The sequence below is a fragment of the Mesorhizobium sp. B2-4-7 genome (assembly GCF_006442685.1).
Lineage (GTDB): Bacteria > Pseudomonadota > Alphaproteobacteria > Rhizobiales > Rhizobiaceae > Mesorhizobium.
Map to the genome: position 1 here is coordinate 236,801 of NZ_VFVH01000004.1, position 17,153 is coordinate 253,953.

At 64.8% G+C, this 17,153-nt stretch carries 14 protein-coding genes and 1 pseudogene; 10 read left to right on the forward strand and 5 right to left on the reverse strand.

Annotated features, from left to right (window positions below; all coding sequences use genetic code 11):
* Positions 1-27: 27 nt before the first annotated feature.
* From FJ946_RS14385 to FJ946_RS14395, 3 genes and pseudogenes are all read left to right on the forward strand, one after another.
* A complete protein-coding gene (locus FJ946_RS14385; RefSeq protein WP_140556771.1) occupies positions 28-324 on the forward strand; it encodes a hypothetical protein in 297 nt (98 codons plus the stop codon).
* A 168-nt stretch (positions 325-492) separates the two neighbouring features.
* A pseudogene (locus FJ946_RS14390) lies at positions 493-726 on the forward strand (hypothetical protein); the annotation flags it as partial.
* 94 nt (positions 727-820) lie between these two features.
* A complete protein-coding gene (locus FJ946_RS14395; RefSeq protein WP_246673030.1) occupies positions 821-2,560 on the forward strand; it encodes a sulfatase-like hydrolase/transferase in 1,740 nt (579 codons plus the stop codon).
* A 15-nt stretch (positions 2,561-2,575) separates the two neighbouring features.
* On the opposite strand, the gene FJ946_RS14400 is transcribed toward FJ946_RS14395, so the two are convergent.
* The 5 genes from FJ946_RS14400 to FJ946_RS14425 all read right to left on the reverse strand — a co-directional run bounded on the left by FJ946_RS14400 (position 2,576) and on the right by FJ946_RS14425 (position 9,492).
* Positions 2,576-4,159, reverse strand: coding sequence for an indolepyruvate oxidoreductase subunit beta family protein (locus tag FJ946_RS14400; RefSeq protein ID WP_140564895.1), 1,584 nt, complete (start codon positions 4,157-4,159; stop codon positions 2,576-2,578).
* Positions 4,152-6,305, reverse strand: coding sequence for an indolepyruvate ferredoxin oxidoreductase subunit alpha (locus FJ946_RS14405; RefSeq protein WP_140564897.1), 2,154 nt, complete (start codon positions 6,303-6,305; stop codon positions 4,152-4,154). Before FJ946_RS14405 ends, FJ946_RS14400 begins: the two co-directional genes overlap by 8 nt.
* A gap of 45 nt (positions 6,306-6,350) precedes the next feature.
* Positions 6,351-6,833, reverse strand: coding sequence for a MarR family transcriptional regulator (locus FJ946_RS14410; protein ID WP_140496955.1), 483 nt, complete (start codon positions 6,831-6,833; stop codon positions 6,351-6,353).
* Positions 6,833-8,404 carry an NAD(P)/FAD-dependent oxidoreductase gene (locus FJ946_RS14415; protein WP_140556773.1) on the reverse strand — a complete coding sequence of 524 codons (1,572 nt, stop codon included), beginning with the start codon at positions 8,402-8,404 and terminating at the stop codon, positions 6,833-6,835. The genes FJ946_RS14410 and FJ946_RS14415 overlap by 1 nt, the downstream gene beginning before the upstream one ends.
* A 296-nt stretch (positions 8,405-8,700) precedes the next feature.
* Entirely contained in the window at positions 8,701-9,492 is a 792-nt protein-coding gene (locus tag FJ946_RS14425; protein WP_140496959.1) for a cyclase family protein, read from the reverse strand.
* A gap of 118 nt (positions 9,493-9,610) precedes the next feature.
* On the opposite strand from FJ946_RS14425, the gene FJ946_RS14430 reads away from it, so the two are divergent.
* From FJ946_RS14430 to FJ946_RS14460, 7 genes are all read left to right on the forward strand, one after another.
* The gene (locus FJ946_RS14430; protein WP_140564900.1) at positions 9,611-11,185 is read left to right on the forward strand and encodes an NAD(P)/FAD-dependent oxidoreductase; all 1,575 of its coding nucleotides are present in this window, start codon (positions 9,611-9,613) and stop codon (positions 11,183-11,185) included.
* Positions 11,186-11,297: 112 nt separating this feature from the next.
* Positions 11,298-12,827, forward strand: coding sequence for an ABC transporter substrate-binding protein (locus FJ946_RS14435; protein WP_140564902.1), 1,530 nt, complete (start codon positions 11,298-11,300; stop codon positions 12,825-12,827).
* Positions 12,828-12,916: 89 nt separating this feature from the next.
* Positions 12,917-13,924, forward strand: a complete 1,008-nt coding sequence (locus tag FJ946_RS14440) for an ABC transporter permease (protein ID WP_140564904.1) — start codon at positions 12,917-12,919, stop codon at positions 13,922-13,924.
* On the forward strand, positions 13,917-14,765 hold the full coding sequence (locus FJ946_RS14445; protein WP_140496967.1) for an ABC transporter permease: 849 nt from the start codon (positions 13,917-13,919) through the stop codon (positions 14,763-14,765). The genes FJ946_RS14440 and FJ946_RS14445 overlap by 8 nt, the downstream gene beginning before the upstream one ends.
* On the forward strand, positions 14,762-15,640 hold the full coding sequence (locus FJ946_RS14450; protein WP_140513068.1) for an ABC transporter ATP-binding protein: 879 nt from the start codon (positions 14,762-14,764) through the stop codon (positions 15,638-15,640). The genes FJ946_RS14445 and FJ946_RS14450 overlap by 4 nt, the downstream gene beginning before the upstream one ends.
* Positions 15,633-16,469: an ATP-binding cassette domain-containing protein gene (locus tag FJ946_RS14455; RefSeq protein WP_140559702.1), complete on the forward strand. Its 837-nt coding sequence runs from the start codon at positions 15,633-15,635 to the stop codon at positions 16,467-16,469. The genes FJ946_RS14450 and FJ946_RS14455 overlap by 8 nt, the downstream gene beginning before the upstream one ends.
* Positions 16,470-16,549: 80 nt before the next feature.
* On the forward strand, positions 16,550-17,149 hold the full coding sequence (locus FJ946_RS14460; protein WP_140496973.1) for a VOC family protein: 600 nt from the start codon (positions 16,550-16,552) through the stop codon (positions 17,147-17,149).
* Positions 17,150-17,153 lie beyond the last annotated feature (4 nt).

Here is a 17,153-nt window from a genome sequence, read left to right on the forward strand (position 1 = left end):
AACTTCGAGACCATTTGGAGTATCGTCATGAACCGTCTGACACAATACGCGGCCGCCGCCGCGCTTGCCTTGACCGGAACGGCCGCGACCGTTGCGGCGGCATCCGCCACGCCGATGCTGGCCCAGCCAAGCGCCCCGGCGCTGATCGAGCATGTGGCATGGGGTTGCGGCCCCGGCTGGCATCCCAACCACTGGGGGCGCTGCGTGCCCAATCGGGGGGTTGTGTATCAGCGTTATTACCGGCCCGGCCCGGTCTTCCACGTCTGGCACCCCCATCCTGTCTGGCACCCACATCGGGTCTGGCACCGCTGGCGTCACTGGTAAGCGTGCGCGGGGGCCAGCCGCTTCACCGGCCTGGCCCCTCGACCGCAGCAACCGATCCGACCTGAGCGCATCGCGCCGAAAACGGGTTCATGCGCCGCGCTGGGCCTGAACAAGGAGCTGACGTGGCTATCCCGGCCAAAGGCTCCATGCCGCCGGATGCCGCCCTGGTCGGTGGTGCTGCTCGCCGGCGGCGCGATCAAGGGCGGCCGCGTCATAGCCGACTGGCCGGGCCTGAAGCCGGCCCAGCTCTACGAGCAGCGCGACCTGGCGCCGACCAGCGATGTCAGGGCGGTGCTGAAAGGCCTGCTCGCCGACCAGTTCGGGCTTTCGGCGGCGGTGCTCGGCGACAAGGTGTTCCCGGAGTCCGCGACGGTGAAGCCGATGCGCGATCTGGTCGTCTGAATTCCGGTTGCAGATGGCGATTAAGGTTAAATTTACTATGGAATTGTTCGAAAGCTGCAAATGACACAAAGCTCCCCCAAAGGAACGCAAAGACATGTTCGTGGGGAAAGCCATATCTCGACCTCAAGGGCCTTTGCGGGCCTTCTGCCATCCGCTGGCGTTGGTGCTGATCAGCCTTGCGGGCGTTTTTGGTGCCGGCCGAGCCGAGCATGAATGGCTGTCGGTGCCGTTCTCGCTGACATTGGTGGCGGCGCTCGCGGGAGCGGTGTTCCTGACATCGGGGCGTCTCGCCTTTTCCGTCTATCTCGCCTGGATGGCCGTTGCCCTGGTGACGCTGATCTCGGCGGTCAAATTCCGGATGAAGGGGTTCTCGCTGCACTTCTACGACACGATCTTCGTGTCCACGGATCCGGGAGTGTATCGCTTCCTGCTCGGCTCCTATCTCCACCTCATCCTGCCTGTCGCCGCGGCGTTGGTGCTTGGCATCGCCGCAGCGATCCTGATCTTTCGCGCCGACCGGAAGCTCGGCTGGCCCGCATCGGCGCGCGCCCTGCTTCTGGCCGTCCTCGTCACGCTGGTGCCGCTGACCTTTCCGGCCGAGGCTTCGAAGGACCGGTACTTCTACTATATGCAGGGCCGGCACATGTCGGCCTTCTTCATCTCACTGATGGATCTGCGTAACCTGGTCGTCGAGCCGGCGTTCGAGCAGCGGCTGCAGGCCGTCGCGCCACAGCCACCCTTCGCCGACACGGTCGACTGCGGCGACCGGGCAGCGCTTCCCGATATTTTCTTCGTGTTGAGCGAAAGCCAGTCCGATCCAAGCTATTTTCCGCAGATCGCCGGTGGCCCGGGATTCCTGCAGCGATTTGCACCTGCCGCTGGCGAGCCCCGCCCGATGCAGGTCGAGACGTTCGGCGGCGGCACCTGGATCAGCAATTTGTCCTTGATGACCGGGGTTTCGGCCAGCGATTTCGGCTGGCGAAGTCCCTATCTGACGATCACGCTACAGGACAAGGTCGCCGGCGTGTTGCCGGAGTTGCTGGCGCGCTGCGGCTATCGAACGGCCGTCATGACGCCTATGGACTTTACCTTCGTCAACGAGGGGCCTTTCTTGAAGTCGATCGGGTTCGAGAACGTCCTCGACATCAAGGATATCGCCGCGCCCTTCTACCATCTGCGCGACCGTTTCTATTACCACGCGGCGGAGGCATTCATCGCCAGGCACCGCCGGGAAGACGGCCGGCCACTGTTCCTCGAAATCCAGACCATGTTTCCGCACTCGCCCTATGAGGGGCGGATGGAGCCGGGATTGAAGATGGAAGGCGAGCCTTTCGCGAACGATTTCCAGGCCGGCGAATATCTGCGCCGCATGGCGATCGCGCGCGGCGACCTTCAGGATTTTCTCAAGCAGCGGGAAGCGGAGGCCGGCAGGCGCGGCGCCGTGGTGCTCGAATTCGGCGACCACCAGTCCTCGGCGACCAAACCGTTTGTCGATGCGACCGCAGGCAGTGACGCGCTGGCCAAGCTTGACTCGCTCGCCTATCGCACCTTCTACACCCTCACGACCTTCCATCATCCACTGCGTCACCCGATGCCCGATATGGCGTCGCTCGATCTTGCCTTTCTCAGCGCAAGCCTGCTCGATGCCGCCGGCCTGCCGATGTCACCCGTCATGTCTGATCTGGTGCGGTTGCGTAACCATTGCGGCGGCAGGTTCCATGGCTGTGCTGACCGGGCCGAGGTGGATGCACATCTGCGCCGCCGCGCCGATTCAGGACTGCTGCATCTTTTCCCGCAAGCTGCGCCGCTTCATTCACAAGTCGAAACACGGTGACGGCGCGACGCGGCCTCAGTGTGTCGGCCCGGCCCCCAGCGTCGCCACCGTCTTGAGGGCGCCGTCGAGCATGTCGCCCTTCTCGTCCTTCAGCGCCGCCTCGCGCAGCCGCCTGATCCAGTCAGCGGCGTCGGCGCGCCCCTTGAGCAGGTCGAGCGCCGACAGCACGCGGTCGAACTTCGACTGGGCACGGACATGGGTGTCGCTGTAGCCCTTGATCAGCCGGCGGCAGTTCAGGATCTCGACGGCCAATGCATAGTCCTCACGCGCATGGCCCAGCGCCAGCGCGTACCAGCTCTCCAGATGTGCGGCTTCCACCTTGTGGCGCAGCAGGCGGCGGCGCCAGCGGCGCAGGCCGCCGATGAACCACAGAGCGGTGAAGCCGGCAAAACTATCGGTACGGATGCGTCGGCCGCGATTGATGCGACGGTCAAGGAAGGCGGCGAGCTTCGGCCGGTTCTCGATGTAGCTGCCCAGCCCCGCCGGCAGCGTGCCGCAGAACTCCTCGATGCGCGGATGGAAATACTCGGTCACCTGCAGGACCGAGCCATCCCTGACGCCGACCTCCTTGCGCACGCGCCTGTCGCGGGTCGAGCGCGTCTTCAGGTCGGCGACGCGGATCATGTCGTCGTAGCATAGGGCGTTCGCCAAATGCTTGGCGGCGGCGATCGAGAGGGCATAGGCTCGATCAGGCCCGTCCAGCACGACGGCTTTGTCCAGGCGGTCGAGATATTCGCGTCCGTAGGCAATGTCCTGATAGTCCACGACCTTTCGCAGACCGCGCAGCGCCATGTCGCGCACCGCCACGGGCATCACGTCGATGCGGGCGGCCAGGGCCTGCCAGCCTCGCAGGAGGTCTTGCGGGCCACTCACCTGTCCAGCGGCCAGGGCGGAGCCGACGACAGCCGCTTCCGCCGGCTTTGGCGCAGCCGATGATGCCGTGCCGCGCGCGCGATCATAGGCGGCGGCGAAGGCGGCGAGGCTGGCCTTGACGCCGCGGCCACCGGCGCCGATCGCCTCCTGGTAGCTTTCGCGCGTGAACGGCAGAGCGTCGGAGCCGGCCAGCGCGCCAAGCAGACTGGCCGAGATCATCGAGCCGCTGTCGGCGGCGATCTTTTCCATATCGAAAGCGATGAAGCGCTTCGATGCGGCTTCAGCCGTCGCGTGCACCTTCGACGACGACGCCCTGCCGTCGCCGGGCTCGATCTTTTCCGACACGGCGGCGATGCGGTGCGAAGAGGTGATCAACGTCGTGCGGTCGGGAGTGACAAAGCCGCGGATGATGGCGCGGCCGGCTTCCATCAGCTCGGCGGCGATCAATATGTCGACGTCGCCTTGCGAGGGCGACAGCGCGAAGACCGGCAGGCGGCCGGTGTCACGGGCCATCTCGACATAGTAGATGGTGGCGCCGGTGCGCTGGGCGACGCCGGCCACCGAGGTCGATTGCGCCACGTAACCGTTGCGCTCGGCGACGTCGGTGATCCAATCGGCAAGCACGCCGCCGCCCTGGCCGCCGACGGCAAGCACCGCAAGCTTGATAACGCGTTCGTCGTCGGCGGCGCCTGTCTTCGGGCGTAATGAGGCGTTGTGATCAAGCATCGGCGAACACCAGACGGCGGCCTTCGCGGCGACGCTGCAAAAGACCGATGACGGCGCGCCGGGCGCTCTCGAGGAAACGGTCCCAGCGGCTCGAATTGTGCACGACATCGGCGCGATAGAAGGACGGGCACAGCACCGCCGCATCGGCGACTTCGCCGCAATTGCCGCAGCCGACGCAGTTCTGGTCGATGCTCGCGACGGGATCGTCGCGCAGCGGATCGTCGAGCGACTTCACCGACAGCGACGGGCAGCCGGACAGCCGCATGCAGGCGTGGTCGCCGGTGCAGATATCCTCGTCGACACCGAACTTCGGCTTGACGACGCGCGTCCCACCCTTGATCGCCTTGTCGACCAGGGGCTTTTCGCGGCGCTGGCGGTTGAGCATGCATTCCGACGAGGCGACGATGACTTTCGGGCCTTTCTCGTCCGTGGTCAGCGCCTCGCGCAGCGTGTCCTGCATCTTGCCGACGTCATAGGTGCGGTCGACATGGCGCAGCCACTTGACGCCCATACCTTTCACGGCCTCGGTGATGGGATGCTTCGTCGACTTGGTCTTGTTGCCGGCGCGAGACGACAGGATATCCTGTCCTCCCGTCGCGGCCGAGTAGAAATTGTCGACGATGACGATGACGCCGTCGTTCTTGTTGAACACCGCATTGCCGATCGAGGAGGTCAGGCCGTTGTGCCAGAAGCCGCCATCGCCGACGAAGGAGATCGAGCGGCGCTTGGCGTCGGGTGAATTGAAGGCCGAGGCCGAGGCCGGGCCGAGCCCGTAGCCCATTGTGGTGGCGCCGAGTTCGAAGGGCGGCATGATCGAGAACAGGTGGCAGCCGATGTCGGACGCGATGTGGTGCTTGCCGAGTTCCTGTTCGACCAGTTTTGTCGCGGCAAAGATCGGCCGCTCCGGGCAGCCGATGCAGAAACCGGGCGGTCGACCTGGAACGACATTGATCAGGTCCGCCGTGTCGACGCCGTCGCCGACCTTGTTGGGAGCCCGCACTTCGCCGGGCAGAAGATGCGGCGCCTCGGTGCGCAGGAAGGCGCCGATGCCGTCGAGCATGACCTGGCCGGTATATTCGCCGGCCATCGGCAGGTGCTCCTTGCCGACCAGGCGGGTGCCACGCCCGGCCTTGTGCAGCATGGCGGCAAAGGCCTGTTCGATGTAGTTGGGCTGGCCTTCCTCGACGACCAGCACCGCCTGCTTGCCTTCGCAGAAGGACAGAAACTCGTCGTCGATCAACGGATACACGGCATTGAGCACGTAGAGCGGCACGTCGGTCTCGCCATAGGTGTCGGCAAGGCCGAGCCGCTGCAAAGCGCGGATGACGGAATTGTACATGCCGCCCTGCATGACGATGCCGACGGAGCCGTGATCGGAACCGAAGATCTCGTTGATCTTGCGGCTCTTGATGAAATCCACCGCCGCCGGCCAGCGCTTCGCGACCTTCTCCTTCTCGTGCAGGAAGGAAGCGGGCGGCAGCACGATGCGGCCGGTGTCGCGGCGGGGCGCCTCCAGCGCATCGGCCACCGTCATCGGCGGCCGCTTGTTGTCTTTGGCGGTGAAATGACCGTGGACATGGCAGCAGCGGATGCGCACCTGCAGCATGACAGGCGTGTTGGAGGCCTCGGACAACTCGAAGCCGTCTTCCACGGCCTTGACGATCGAGGGCAGGTTCGGGCGCGGATCGAGCAGCCAGACCTGGCTTTTCATGGCGAAGGCATGGCTGCGCTCCTGCATGATCGAGGAGCCCTCGCCATAGTCCTCGCCGACGATGATCAGCGCGCCGCCGGTGACGCCGCCAGATGCCAGATTAGCGAGCGCGTCGGAGGCGACATTGGTGCCGACCGTCGACTTGAAGGTCGCCGCGCCGCGGATCGGATAATGCACCGAGGCCGCCAGCATGGCGGTGGCGGTGGCTTCCGAGGCGCTCGCCTCGAAATGCACGCCGAGTTCGCCCAGAATGTCCTGTGCGTCGGCCAGCACGTCCATGAGATGGCTGATCGGCGCACCCTGGTAGCCGCCGACATAGCCGACGCCGCATTGCAGCAGCGCCTTGGTGATGGCGAGGATGCCTTCGCCGGCAAATTCCTCGCCCGCGCCGAGCCTCAGCTTTTCGACTTCCTTGGCAAAAGACCGTTCGGCCATTTTTGGCCTCCTTCCGTTGCCGCCCGGCTTCGGCGGCGCGTAGCTCTAGATGTCGTGCTTGCGAATGTTCTTCAGCATCTTCTGCAATGTCGCGATCAGCGCTGCATATTCGGCATCGTCGACATCGTCGAACATGGCCTCGAAAGCGTCATGCATGGCCGGCCAGGCACGGGTGAACTCGGTGCGGCCCTCGTCGGTCAGGAACACATGGCGGATGCGACTGTCGCTAACCCCCTGCTCGCGCCGCACAAGCCCCTGCCCCTCAAGGGTGTCGAGCGTGCGGCTCAAGGTCGACTGCTCGATCACCGTATAGACCGAGAGGTCGTTGACGGTGACGCCGTCGGTGACCGACAGCACCGCGAGCGCCCGCACCTGCGAAATGGTCAGGCCCTGCTTGCGGAAATCGTCGCGCAAGGTGGCGTTGTAGCGGCCCATGATGCGGTTCATCAGATAGGGCGCGAATTGCTGCAGGCCGATCTGGCCCAAGGTCGAAATGCGCTGGCGCTTTTCCGCGATTTTCTGCTCCATCACAGTCTCCCCGCCAGGAGAAAGCCGGAGCCGCCGCCGAGGCCCGCGCCCGGATGGGTCGAGGCGCCGATATGGTAGAGGTTCTTGATGCCGGTCTGGTGATTGCGGCTGGTCTTGAACGGCCGCCACAGGAAGGACTGGTCGACGGTCGAGGACCCGCCATAGGGGTCGCCGCCGACCAGATTGATGTTCATCGCTTCGAGATCAGCAGGCGAATAGGCGCGGCGCGCGATGACGCTGTCCTTGAAGCCATCGATATGACTGGCAAGGATCGCTTCGGCGCGATCGGCATAGGCCTCGCGCAGCGCGTCGGTCCACTGCCCGTCCGCCGGTGCCTGCAGCTTGCCGGCGGCATCACCCTTGATGTGACGGGGAGCCTCGGGCAGTTGCAGCCACAGGATCGCCTTGCCTTGCGGGCAACGCGAGGGATCGAGCGCGTGCGGCTGGCCGACGCAGATGGTCGGCACTTCGGGCAGCATGCCCCGCACCGCCTCGTTGCAGGCCTTCGATACCCCGTCCAACCCAGGCGTCAGATGCAGCAGCGCCACCTTGTCCAACCCCTGGCCTCGCCATGAAGGCGGCTTGTCGAGGGCATAGTGGATCTGGAAATTGCCTTTGCCGTAGCGGTATTTTTGCGTCGCTTCGACGTCGGTTTTGGGGCCGTCACTGCCGAGCAGCCGACCGTAAAGCTGCGTTGGCGTGACCGAGCAGATGACGCTCTTCTTCGCATGGACGGTTTCGCCCGAGGCCAGCCGCACGCCGGTGGCGCGACCTTCGGTCAGGATGATCGAGGCAACGTCGGCCTCGGTGGAGATGACCCCGCCGCGCTCTTTGACAAGCGCCTCGAAGGCCGACAGCAGGTTCTTCGCCCCGCCCTTGACGATCGGCGCGCCCGCAGCTTCCAGCGCGAAGGCGATGACCTTGGCGATCTGGCCGGAGAAAGCATCTTCCGGCCCAAGTCCGGCATGCAGGACCCACGGTGCCCACAGCGCGCGTATGGTTTCGGACCGATAGGTGCTCTCCAGCCATCCGCGCGCCGGCACCAACGCATCGCCGAGAAAGGCGGCCAGCCCGCGCGGGCTCCGCCGCCAGGCATCACCGGCGAGCAGCTTCGCCGTCGGGTAGGTCCACAGGCTGCCGCCGAGCAGGCCGAACAGCAGCCCGGCATTGCGCTCGATGCCGCCGACATCCTCGGCGTGCTGGTCGCCGTCGCCTGCGGCGATCGCATTGAAGGCGGCGATGTTGGCGGCGCGGTCGGTGCTGAGCACGGCATGGCTGCCGTCGGGCCGCAGCACCCCCGTCGGGGTGGCCGCGTGACAGAACTCCAGGCCATGCCGGGCCAAGTCCTTGCCCAGCGCCGCGTAAGCCGGCGAGGTAATGAACAGCACGAAGGTCGTCGCCATCACATCATGGATGAAACCGGGCGCGGTGATTTCCTCGGTGCGCATGCAGCCGCCAATGCGGTCGTTGCGCTCCAGCACGAGTACCTTGGCGCCCTTGCCGCCGAGCAACGCCGCGCAGACCAGCGCGTTGATGCCGCTGCCGACGATGATGTGGTCGGGGGCGTTCATTGGCGGTGGCTTTTCGTCGGCGGGTGGGATTCAATTGCGTGGGACAGCGCTCTACGGCGCCCCCCTCTGCCCTGCCGGGCATCTCCCCCACAAGGGGGGAGATTGGCCGTCATCTCGGCTTTCGCCAATTTCCAACGTCGCAGGATGGTATGCGGCGCCCGAGCCGCCAATCTCCCCCCAAGTGGGGGAGATGCCCGGCAGGGCAGAGGGGGGCGCCGTAGAGCGCGAGCGCCGCCAGTCTGCCTCCCTATCGCATCGCCCGCGCGCATGATCTTCTCCCGAAGATCCACTTCGCCCTATTTGCCCGGCACCAGCGCCAGGGCGCGGATCGGGCTGCCGGTGCCGTGCTCGATCTTGAGCGGCGCGGCGATCAGGATGGCGCCCTTCGGCGGCAACTGGTCGAGGTTGCACAGGCTGGCCAGACCATAGCGGTTGGCCTTGTGCATCAGCGTGTGGGCCGGGAATGGCGGCTCCATGCCGCCGGCCTTGCCGGCATCGGTGCCGATCGTCTCCGAGCCCCAGCCCTTGATGTCCTTGCTGATCAGGAACTGGATTGCTTCCGCCGTCGGGCCGGGCGTGTGTGGGCCGGTCTCGTTGGCGTTGAGGAATTCGGCTTCCGAGCCGTTGCGCTTGTACCAGTCGGTGCGCATCACCACCCATTCGCCGGCGTTGATGGCGCCATGCTTGGCTTCCCACGCCTTGATGTGATCGACGGTGAGCAGGAAATCATGGTCTGCGGCGGCTTCCTTGGAGCAGTCGATGACATTGACCGGACCAATAAAGTTCTGCGCCGGAATGGTGTCGGTGGCGCCATCCGGATAATCCTTGCCGCTGATCCAGTGCTGCGGCGCGTCGAAATGCGTGCCCGAGTGTTCGCCGAGCTTCAGCCAGTTCCAGGCCCACCAGGGACCATTCTTGTCGTAACGGGAGATGTTATGGATCTCGACCTTCGGCGTGTCGACGGCAAGTTCCGGCGGCAGCTTGATCAGCGGCGTGTCAGGACCGAGCGGCGCCGACAGGTCGACCACCTTGATGGCGCCTGAAAGAAGCTGGCCGGCGACTTCGCCGAGGAGTTGTTGCGTGTCCATGGTCTCTGTTCCCTCTTGTCTGATGTGCTGAAGGCTCGTTTCGGCCCTTAATATCCTACTAGACGAAAACATATGCATCTGCAATTATCTTTAAGCATAAAGGAAATGGGTGCGGGGCGTGAGCGAGTTCGACGCCATCTTTGTCGGGGCGGGCCACAACAGTCTGGCTTGCGCCGCGCATCTGGCACTCAAAGGCTGGAAAACCGGGGTTTTTGAGCGCAGTGCAACGATCGGCGGCGCCGTCCAGACCCGCGAGTTCACGCTGCCGGGTTTTCGGCACGATTTCGGTGCGATGAATCTGAGCCTGTTCGCCGGCTCGGCCTTCCACCGGAAATATGCAAATGAATTGAACGCCCACGGGCTGGAATTCGCGCCGGTCGCCGACTGTTTCGCCAGCGCCTTCCCGGACGGACGCTGGTTCGGCGTCAGCAACGATCTGGAAAAGACGGCCGCGCGCATGGCTGCCTTCTCCGCCGCCGATGCCGCCACGTGGCGCAAGCTGGTCGCCGCCTTCCCGGCGGAAGCAGAGCATCTGTTTCGCCTCTTGGGATCACCGATGAGCGCCCGCGCCCTTGCCGGCACGGCGTGGAACCTTTGGCGCAAGAAGGGCCTTACCGGCGCGCTCGATACCGGGCGCCTGCTGCTTTCCTCGCCCCGCGCGTGGCTGGAGGAGACTTTCGAGTCGCCCCATGTGCGGGCGACGCTCGCCACCTGGGGCATGCATCTCGACTTTGCGCCCGACATCGCAGGCGGTGCCGTGTTCCCTTATCTGGAATCCATGGCCAACCAGAGTTTCGGCATGGTGCTGGGCAAGGGCGGCGCCCACACCATCATTCGTGCCTTATCGGGGATGGTCACGGGCGCCGGCGGCAAGATCTTCACCAACGCCGAGGTGGCCGAAATCACGGTTTCGGCCGGCAAGGCGACGGGTGTGCGGCTCAAGTCCGGTGAGACGCACACGGCCACCAGGGCGGTCATTGCCGGCGTTGCACCCAAGGCGTTGGCCGGCACGCTTTTGCCCAACGGTTCCGGCGACGCCGGCTTCAACACGGCGATGCAAAAATTCCGCCACGCGCCGGGCACCATGATGATCCATCTGGCGCTGGACGATCTGCCGGACTGGCGCGCCGGCGCCGAGTTGCGGCAGTTCGCCTATGTGCATCTGTCACCGTCGCTCGACGCCATGTCGCGCACCTATCAGCAGGCGATGGCGGGCGTGCTGCCGGACGAGCCGGTGCTGGTCCTCGGCCAACCAACCGCGGTCGATCCGTCGCGCGCGCCTCAAGGCAAGCATGTGCTGTGGGTGCAGGTGCGCATGCTGCCGGCAGAAATCCTTGGCGACGCCGCCGGCAAGATCACGCCCGCGCATTGGGATCAGGTCAAGGATCGCTATGCCGAGCGCGTGCTCGACATCGTCGAAACCTACGCGCCCGGCCTGCGAGCCAAGATCCTTGGCCAGGCCGTGTTCTCGCCCATCGACCTCGAGCGCGAGAACCCGAACCTCGTCGGCGGCGACCAGGTTTGTGGTAGCCACCACCTGGCACAGAATTTCCTGTTTCGCCCGGCACGCGGCTACGCCGGTTGGAACACGCCTGTGGCCAATCTGCATCTCACCGGTGCCGCCACATGGCCGGGCGCCGGCACGGGTGCCGCCTCGGGCTTCATGCTGGCGCAACAGCTTGGCGGGAGGTAGCAGCCGAAAGGCATTGGGGTGGAGCAAGGCAAGGTACGGTTGCCCAGGGAACCCACTGATCAAACAACGAAGCCGTGCACGGAAAACAGAAAAACCAACAAGGGGAACGACCATGACAATCAACAGACGCGAATTGCTCGGATACGGTGCCGCCGCACTCGGGGCGACGGCCATCGGCCTGCCGAAGATCGCCGGGGCGGCGGCCGGCGAACTGACCATCGCCTACAATGTCAACCTGCCGTCCTGGGATCCGACCACCGGACCTTCGGCGGTCAACCCGACCATCCAGGGCCTCTACCAGTCGGTGTTCGATCAGTTCATCCCGCAGAAGCCGGACCTGTCCTTCGCGCCGGGGCTGCTCACCGAGTGGGGCTGGAATGACGACCGCACCAAGATCATGATGACGGTGCGCGAGGGCGTAACCTGGCATGACGGCTCGCCGTTCACGCCCCAGGACGTGGTCTGGTCGTTGCAGCGGGCCGGCGATGAAAAGACCGGCAACCCGATCCAGTTCGTGTGGAAGAACGTCAACAACTTCAAGATCGAGGGCAACAAGATCACGGGCGATGTCGTGCAGTTCGACCCGGTCTACTTCAAGTGGATGTCGTTCCTCACGGGCTACATCATGCCGAAGGCCTATTACGAGAAGGTGGGCGCCGAAGGTTTCGAAAAGGCTCCGATCGGCACCGGCCCGTACATGGTCGAGAAGTTCGAACGCAACGCCTTCCTGCGGCTGAAGGCCAATCCGAAGTACTGGGGCGGCAAGCCGGCATTCGAGAACGTGACGATCAAATTCGTCACAGACGCGGCGAGCCGTGTCGCCGAAATCGAGTCCGGCTCCTCGCAGGTGACGCTCGAGATTCCCTATGAGGAGTATGACCGCCTGATCGCCAAGGACGGTCTTGCCGGCTCGATCAAGAATGTTTCCGACATCGGCATGATCTTCTTCAACGACGTCGAGGCGATGCTGGACAAGAACGTGCGCCAGGCAGCCGTCATGGCGGTCGACAAGGAGCTTCTGGTCAAGCGGCTGCTGCGCGGCTACGGCCAGCCGCTCGCCACGCTGGAAACGCCGGAATACGCGGCCTACGACGCGTCGATCAAGGTCGAGCACAATCCGGAAAAGGCCAAGCAATTGCTGGCCGCTTCCGGCTATTCGCCGGAAAAGCCGGTCAAGTTCACCATCCAGACGACCAAGGGCTTCAAGCCCAAGGACTACGAGATGATCCAGGCGATCGTCGGCATGTGGCGCAAGGTCGGCATCGAGGCGACGATCGAGGTCTACGAGATCGCCAAGCACTACGAACTGCGCGCCGCCGACAAGCTGGCGCCGGCGGCCTTCTACAACTGGGGCAATGCCATCGGCGACCCGACCACCTCGACCGGTTTTGCCATGTATGGTCCGAGCCCGCACTCGGTGTGGGACAGCCAGGATCTGATCGACATGATCAACCCGCTGTGGGGTGAGAAGGACGAGGCCAAGCGCATCGCCGGCTGGAAGGCGGTGGACAAATATATCGCCGAGCAGGCCTATGTGCTGCCGCTGATGCAGTACGCGCAGCCAATCGTTCATGCCAAGGGTGTCAACGTCGTCCAGCATGTGTCCGGCGCGCTGCTACCGGCCCTGATGACCCCGGCCTAATATCGGCCCGGGTTTGCCGCGCGCCGTCCATAGCGACGGCGCGCATCTTCTTTCGGCATACGAGCCTCCGGGCTCCAGCAAAGATTTACATGCTCCTGCAACGATTCCTGATCCGTCTTTTGACGATGCTGATCACGCTGTTCGGCGTGGCCGTCGTCGTCTTCGTCGTGATCCGCATCGCTCCCGGCGATCCGATCGCCATGATGCTGCCGCCCGGCGCGACCGATGTCGACATCGCCCGGCTGCGGGCGCTCTACGGCCTCGACAAGACGATTGTCGAGCAGTTCTTCATCTGGCTGTCCGGCGTCGTCAAAGGCGATTTCGGCACCTCGATCTCGCTGCGGCAAGACGTGCTCGGGCTTGTCTTCAACCGGCTGCCGGCAACGCTGGAACTCGCCATCGTCGCGCTTATCATGGCGGTGGCGATCGGGGGGACGACGGCCATCCTCGGCGCCCGCGAACGAGGCACGGCGGTGGAAGCCGGCATCGACATCGCCAGCGGGGCGGCACTTTCCATTCCCGACTTCCTCTGGGGCCTGGTGCTGATCCTGCTGTTCGGGGTGCTGGTGCCGATCTTCGACATTTCCGGCCGGGTCTCGCCGCAACTCGACCTGCCCTTCGTCAGCCAGTTCTATCTGTTCGAAAGCTTGCTTCGGCTCCGCCTCGATCTCACATGGGATCTCCTGAAGCACATGCTTATGCCGGCAGTGGCGTTGGCATTGCCGCTGGCGGCGATCATCTCGCAGCTACTGAAACAATCGCTGAAGGAAGTGCTCGACCTCGACTATGTCGTGCTGGCGCGGGTGAAGGGTTTTTCGGAAACGCAGGTCATCCTGCGCGAGGCGCTGAAGAATGCCGCCCTGCCCACGCTGACGCTGGTCGGCGTGCAGTTCACCTTCCTGATCGGGGGCACGGTCATCGTCGAGCGGCTGTTTTCCTATGAGGGTCTCGGCAACATGGCGATCGACGCGGTCATCAACCGCGACCTGCCGCTGATCCAGGGCATCGTGCTGGTCTTCGCGCTGTTGTTCGTGCTGATCAATCTCGCGGTGGATATGATGTACGCCCTGCTCAATCCGAGGCTGCGCCATGGATGAGAGCCGCATCTCGAGACACGGCTCAAGCGCCAGGCTTTGGCTGGCCGGCGGCTGGCTGCTGCTGGTGCTGCTGGCGGCGATCCTGGCGCCGCTGGTCGCGCCGCGGGACCCGCTCGCGCAGGATCTTATGCTCGAACGTTTGCCGCCGTTCTGGCTCGATGGCGCGGAGCCCGGCTATTGGCTGGGCACCGACAGCCTCGGCCGGGATCTCTTGTCACGCCTGATCTTCGGCGGGCGCATCGCCTTCATCGTTGCGTTCGCCGCCGCCAGCGCCGCCTGCCTTGTCGGCTCGACCCTGGGCTTGATCGCTGGCTATTTCGGCGGCTGGGCCGACCGCATCATCTCGCGCATCGTCGATGTCTGGATGGCATTCCCGCCGGTGCTGTTCGCCATCCTTTTGGTTGCCGTGCTCGGCACGGGTTTGAGCTCTGTCATCCTGGCGATCGCGATCATCGACTGGACGCGTTTCTGCCGGGTCATCCGCGCCGAGGCGATGGGCCAGTCGCGCATGGACTATGTCGAGAACGCCCGCATCGCCGGCTATGGCCGCATCGGCATCATGCTGCGCGAAGTGCTGCCCAATGTGGTGCCATCGATCGTGGCGCTGCTGTCGCTGGAAATGGGCATCGCCGTCATCGTCGAGGCGATCCTGTCCTTCGTCAACCTGTCGATCTCGACCGACGACCCGACCTGGGGCGGCATCATCGCCGAGGGCCGGCTGTCGATCCACCAGGCCTGGTGGGTGCTGGTATTCCCGCTGATCACACTGATCCTGACCGTGCTGTCGTTCAGCCAGTTCGGCGAGGCGCTGAAGACACGTTTCGATCCGGTGCTGCGATGAGCGCCTGTCTCGATATCAAGGAGTTGAGCGCCGTGCTGCCGAACGGCCAGCGCGTGCTGCGCTCGGTGTCGCTTGCCGTGCAGCCCGGCGAAGTGCGAGCACTGGTCGGTGAAAGCGGCGCCGGCAAGACGATGATCGGCAAGGCGGTACTTGGCGTCTTGCCGTCGAGCGTGCGCATCGTCGAGGGCGATATGCGGCTCGAGGGCGAAGACCTCGGCAAGCTCAACCCGAAGGCACGGCGCACGCTGATCGGCGCGCGCACCGCACTGATCCCGCAGGATCCGCTGACCGCGCTCAACCCGTCGCGCCGCATCGGCCCGCAAACGACCGACCGGCTGGTGCGCATCCTCGGCTGGAGCGGCGAGAGGGCCGAAACCCGCATCCGGCAATTGCTGGACGAGGTGCAGATCCGTGACCCCGACCGGGTACTGAAAAGCTACCCGCACGAGCTTTCCGGCGGCATGCGCCAGCGCGTGCTGATCGCCGCAGCCTTCGCCGCCGAGCCCCGGCTGATCGTCGCCGACGAGCCGACCACGGCGCTCGACGTCACCGTGCAGAAGCAGATCCTGCGGCTCATCGCTGCGTTGCAGCGCGAGCACGGCACGGCGATCCTGTTCGTCACCCACGACCTCGGCGTCGTCGCCAAGATCAGCCAGAAGGTCTCGGTGCTCTATGCCGGCAAGGTCGTGGAAGAGGCCGAAACAGCTGCCCTCTTCGCGGCACCGCAGCACCCCTACACACGGGCACTGATGGCGGCAACGCCGCGCTACACCGATCCCCTCGCCTCGCTAAAGCCGGTCGACGAGGCAGTGCTGGCCGGGCTTGCCGCGGAGATTGCGGCCGCGGACCAGGCGTGGAGGCGACCGCATGGCTGAGCCGCTGTTTTCCGTGCGCGGCCTGAAAGTCGCGCTGCCCGACATGACCCGCAAGCCGCTGATCGGCCGCGCGCCGCTGGCGGAAATCCTAAAAGGCCTGGACTTCGACCTGCCCAAGGGATCGGTGACCGGCATCGTCGGCGAGTCCGGATCCGGCAAGTCGACGCTCGGCCGTGCCCTGGTACGACTGCTGGAGCCCAGCGCCGGCAGCATCAGCTTCGACGGCATAGACATCACGCATCTGCCGGAGGCGGAGTTGCGGCCGCTGCGCCGCGATCTGCAGATGATCTTCCAGGATCCTATGTCGTCGCTCAACCCGCGCCGCACCATTGCCAGCATCATTGCCGCGCCGCTGAAGCAGAACGGGCTTGGCGACAATCTCAGGGACCGCGTGGCCGAGGCCTTGCAGCGCGTCGGCCTGCCGCAGAGCTTCGCCGGCCGCTACCGCCACGAACTGTCGGGCGGCCAGCGCCAGCGCGTCGGCATAGCGCGCGCGCTGGCGCTGGCGCCGAAATTCGTGCTGGCCGACGAGATCGTCTCCGGCCTCGACGTCTCGACGCAGGCGCAGATCCTCACCCTTCTGGAGAAACTGGCGGAGGAGATGGGGCTGACGGTCGCCTTCATCAGCCACGATCTGTCGGTCATCCGGCGGCTGTGCCGGCAGGTCATCGTCATGCGCGAAGGCAGGATCGTCGAAGCGAGCGCGACGGACGCTCTCTTCGAAAATCCCCGACAGACCTACACGCGCGACCTGATCGCGGCCATCCCACTGCCCGAAATCGACGACGGCTGGCTGGATATTCCTTCCGCTGCCAAGGCTCCGACATGAATGCATACGCACGCCGAAAAGCGGGCTCGGATGTGCGACCGGCCAATGACAAAGCCCCGCCAAATGGAGGAGAAACTGACATGAAGACAATAATTCGAAATGCAGCACTCGCTGCCGCCATCCTCGGCAGCACCGGTATGGCGGCAGCAAGCTCGATCCCCGGCATGCGCGGGCACGACCACACCGGCATCACGGTTCCCGACATGAAGCAGGCGGTCGATTTCTTCACCGACGTGGTCGGCTGCAAGAAGGCAATGTCGTTCGGCCCGTTCGCCGACGACAAGGGCACCTTCATGCAGGATCTTCTCGGCGTCGATCCGAAGGCTGTCATCGAGCAGGTCACCATGGTTCGCTGCGGCACGGGGTCGAACATAGAGCTGTTCAAATACACCGCGCCGGACCAGAAGGACCTGACACCGAAGAACAGCGACATTGGCGGTTTTCACATCGCCTTCTATGTCGACGACGTCGCGGCGGCGAAAGCCTATCTCGAGGCCAAGGGCGTAAAGACCAGGTTGGGGCCGCTGCCGGTCAAGGAAGGACCCGCCGCCGGCCAGACCATCCTTTACTTCCAGGCGCCTTGGGGCTTGCAGCTGGAAGCGATCAGCTATCCCGACGGCATGGCTTACGAGAAGGGTGCCGAGACGGTGCTGTGGAGCCCGAAGAACCCGGAAAAGTGACCCC

Bases quoted from the DNA above. Each gene is read 5' to 3' on its own strand.
- FJ946_RS14385 (WP_140556771.1), top strand. From the start codon at position 28: ATGAACCGTCTGACACAATACGCGGCCGCCGCCGCGCTTGCCTTGACC.
- FJ946_RS14395 (WP_246673030.1), top strand. From the start codon at position 821: ATGTTCGTGGGGAAAGCCATATCTCGACCTCAAGGGCCTTTGCGGGCC.
- FJ946_RS14400 (WP_140564895.1), bottom strand. From the start codon at position 4,159: ATGCTTGATCACAACGCCTCATTACGCCCGAAGACAGGCGCCGCCGAC.
- FJ946_RS14405 (WP_140564897.1), bottom strand. From the start codon at position 6,305: ATGGCCGAACGGTCTTTTGCCAAGGAAGTCGAAAAGCTGAGGCTCGGC.
- FJ946_RS14410 (WP_140496955.1), bottom strand. From the start codon at position 6,833: ATGGAGCAGAAAATCGCGGAAAAGCGCCAGCGCATTTCGACCTTGGGC.
- FJ946_RS14415 (WP_140556773.1), bottom strand. From the start codon at position 8,404: ATGAACGCCCCCGACCACATCATCGTCGGCAGCGGCATCAACGCGCTG.
- FJ946_RS14425 (WP_140496959.1), bottom strand. From the start codon at position 9,492: ATGGACACGCAACAACTCCTCGGCGAAGTCGCCGGCCAGCTTCTTTCA.
- FJ946_RS14435 (WP_140564902.1), top strand. From the start codon at position 11,298: ATGACAATCAACAGACGCGAATTGCTCGGATACGGTGCCGCCGCACTC.
- FJ946_RS14440 (WP_140564904.1), top strand. From the start codon at position 12,917: ATGCTCCTGCAACGATTCCTGATCCGTCTTTTGACGATGCTGATCACG.
- FJ946_RS14445 (WP_140496967.1), top strand. From the start codon at position 13,917: ATGGATGAGAGCCGCATCTCGAGACACGGCTCAAGCGCCAGGCTTTGG.
- FJ946_RS14450 (WP_140513068.1), top strand. From the start codon at position 14,762: ATGAGCGCCTGTCTCGATATCAAGGAGTTGAGCGCCGTGCTGCCGAAC.
- FJ946_RS14455 (WP_140559702.1), top strand. From the start codon at position 15,633: ATGGCTGAGCCGCTGTTTTCCGTGCGCGGCCTGAAAGTCGCGCTGCCC.
- FJ946_RS14460 (WP_140496973.1), top strand. From the start codon at position 16,550: ATGAAGACAATAATTCGAAATGCAGCACTCGCTGCCGCCATCCTCGGC.